General features: G+C 75.4%; 2 protein-coding genes. One reads left to right on the top strand and one right to left on the bottom strand.

Translation table 11 applies throughout. From position 1 onward, the window contains the following. Nucleotides 1-3 precede the first annotated feature (3 nt). Nucleotides 4-957, bottom strand: coding sequence for an ROK family protein (locus ACFC02_RS42290; protein ID WP_376368310.1), 954 nt, complete (start codon nucleotides 955-957; stop codon nucleotides 4-6). Nucleotides 958-1,166: 209 nt separating this feature from the next. On the opposite strand from ACFC02_RS42290, the gene ACFC02_RS42285 reads away from it, so the two are divergent. Then, nucleotides 1,167-2,228 (top strand): LacI family DNA-binding transcriptional regulator, encoded by a 1,062-nt coding sequence (locus tag ACFC02_RS42285; RefSeq protein ID WP_376368308.1) that lies wholly within the window; start codon nucleotides 1,167-1,169, stop codon nucleotides 2,226-2,228. The last annotated feature ends 56 nt before the right edge of the window (nucleotides 2,229-2,284 follow it).

Below are 2,284 nucleotides of genomic sequence, written 5' to 3'. Positions count from 1 at the left end.
CGTTCAGCCCCCGGCCGGGGGGGCCTGCGCCGGGGGGGTGCGCCCCGCCGCGGCGGCCCCCACCAGCCCGGCGTCCGTGCCCATCTGCGCCGGGACGACCGTCAGGCGCCGGACGAAGGAGAGGGTCGCGTAGTCGGCCAGGGCCTTGCGCAGCGGGTCGAACAACACGTCCCCCGCCTTGCCCACTCCGCCGCCGACCACCGCGATGTCGATCTCGACGAGGGTCGCCGTCGCCGCGATGCCCGCGGCCAGGGCGCGGGCGGCGCGTTCGAAGGAGGCCACGGCGACCGGGTCCCCGGCGCGGGCCGCGGCGGCGACCGCGGCGGCCGTGGCGTCACCGTCGGGGCCCGGCCGCCAGCCGTTCTCCAGCGCCCGGCGGGCGATGTTCGGGCCGCTGGCGATGCGCTCCACGCAGCCGCGCGCCCCGCACGGGCACGGGTCCCCGTCCAGGTCGACGCTGATGTGGCCGATGTGGCCCGCGTTGCCCGTCGGGCCCGGGTGCAACCGGCCCCCGAGGACCAGGCCGCCGCCCACTCCGGTGGAGACCACCATGCACAGCGCGTTGTCGTGCCCGCGGGCCGCGCCCTGCCAGTGCTCCGCCGCCGTGATGGCCACGCCGTCGCCGATCAGTTCCACGGGCAGCCCGCCCGCCGCGGCCCGGGCCCGCTCCACCAGCGGGTAGCCGCGCCAGCCGGGCACGTTGACCGGGCTGACCGTGCCGGCGGAGGCGTCCACCGGGCCCGCGCTGCCGATGCCCAGTGCCGTGGCCCGTCCCCACAGCTCCGACGTGCTCAGCTCGCCGAGCACGTCCTCCACGGCCCGCATGACGGTGTCGCCGTCCTCCTGCGCGGGAGTGGCGCGCTGGGCGCGCACCAGGATGCTGCCGTGGCCGTCCACCAGCGCGCCGGCGATCTTGGTGCCGCCGATGTCGAGCGCGGCCACGAGGTCGGTGTGCATCAGAGTCAGATCTCCCCGTCAACCATGAAAGAACCAAGAGGTGGGCGCAGCCCGGCCGCGCGTCGGGAGCGCGGACCGAGTATGCGGTGGACAGTCTCTCGCGGGTATGACAACGTTGTCCAGGCTCTATGCTCGACGCCACATCCTCATACGCACCCAGGGACCCCGCACAGCGGCCCTGCGGACGACAAGGAACAGGACGCCGCATCGTGCCAGAGACCGCCCGCCGAGAAGACCGCCCCGCCGACCGCGCGTCCGGGACACGCTACGGCAATCGTCCGACCATGAAGGACGTGGCGGCCCGGGCCGGCGTGGGCCTCAAGACCGTCTCGCGCGTGGTCAACGGCGAGCCCGGCGTCACCCCCGACACCGAGCGGCGCGTCCAGGAGGCCATCGAGGCGCTCGGCTTCCGCCGCAACGACAGCGCGCGGGTGCTGCGCAAGGGCCGTACGGCGAGCATCGGCCTCGTCCTGGAGGACCTGGCCGACCCGTTCTACGGCCCGCTCAGCCGCGCCGTGGAGGAGGTCGCCCGGGCGCACGGAGCCCTGCTGATCAACGGCTCCAGCGCGGAGGACCCGGACCGCGAGCAGGAGCTGGCCCTGGCACTGTGCGCGCGGCGGGTGGACGGGCTGGTCATCATCCCGGCCGGCGACGACCACCGGTACCTCGAACCGGAGATCAGGGCGGGCGTGGCGACCGTGTTCGTGGACCGCCCGGCCGGGCGGATCGAGGCCGACGTCGTCCTCTCGGACAACTTCGGCGGCGCCCGCGACGGCGTCGCGCACCTGATCGCCCACGGCCACCGCCGGATCGGCTTCATCGGCGACATGCCCCGCATCCACACCGCGGCCGAACGCCTGCGCGGCTACCGGGCGGCGATGGAGGACGCGGGGATAACCGTCCAGGACGCCTGGATGTCGCTGGGTGTCACCGACCCGGAGCGGGTGCGCCGGGCGGCCGAGGAGATGCTGTCCGGTCCGGAGCCGGTCACCGCCGTCTTCACGGGCAACAACCGGGTGACGGTCACCGTGATCCGCGTCCTGGCCGCGCTGCCCCGGCCGGTCGCCCTCGTCGGCTTCGACGACATCGAACTCGCCGACCTGCTCCAGCCGGGTGTCACCGTGGTCGCCCAGGACGCGGCGGCCCTCGGCCGCACCGCCGCCGAGCGGCTCTTCCGCCAGTTGGACGGCGCTCTCCTGGCCCCCGAGCGCATCGAACTGCCCACCCGGCTCGTCCAGCGCGGTTCGGGCGAACTGCCGCCCTCGGCGTGAGCCGCCGCGGGGCCAGGCCTCGTGGACTGCGCGGCGCCCGCCCGGCCCGCTTCGGA

The sequence above is a fragment of the Streptomyces sp. NPDC056160 genome (assembly GCF_042268205.1).
Lineage (GTDB): Bacteria > Actinomycetota > Actinomycetes > Streptomycetales > Streptomycetaceae > Streptomyces.
This window is presented reverse-complemented; position numbering and strand designations above follow the sequence as displayed.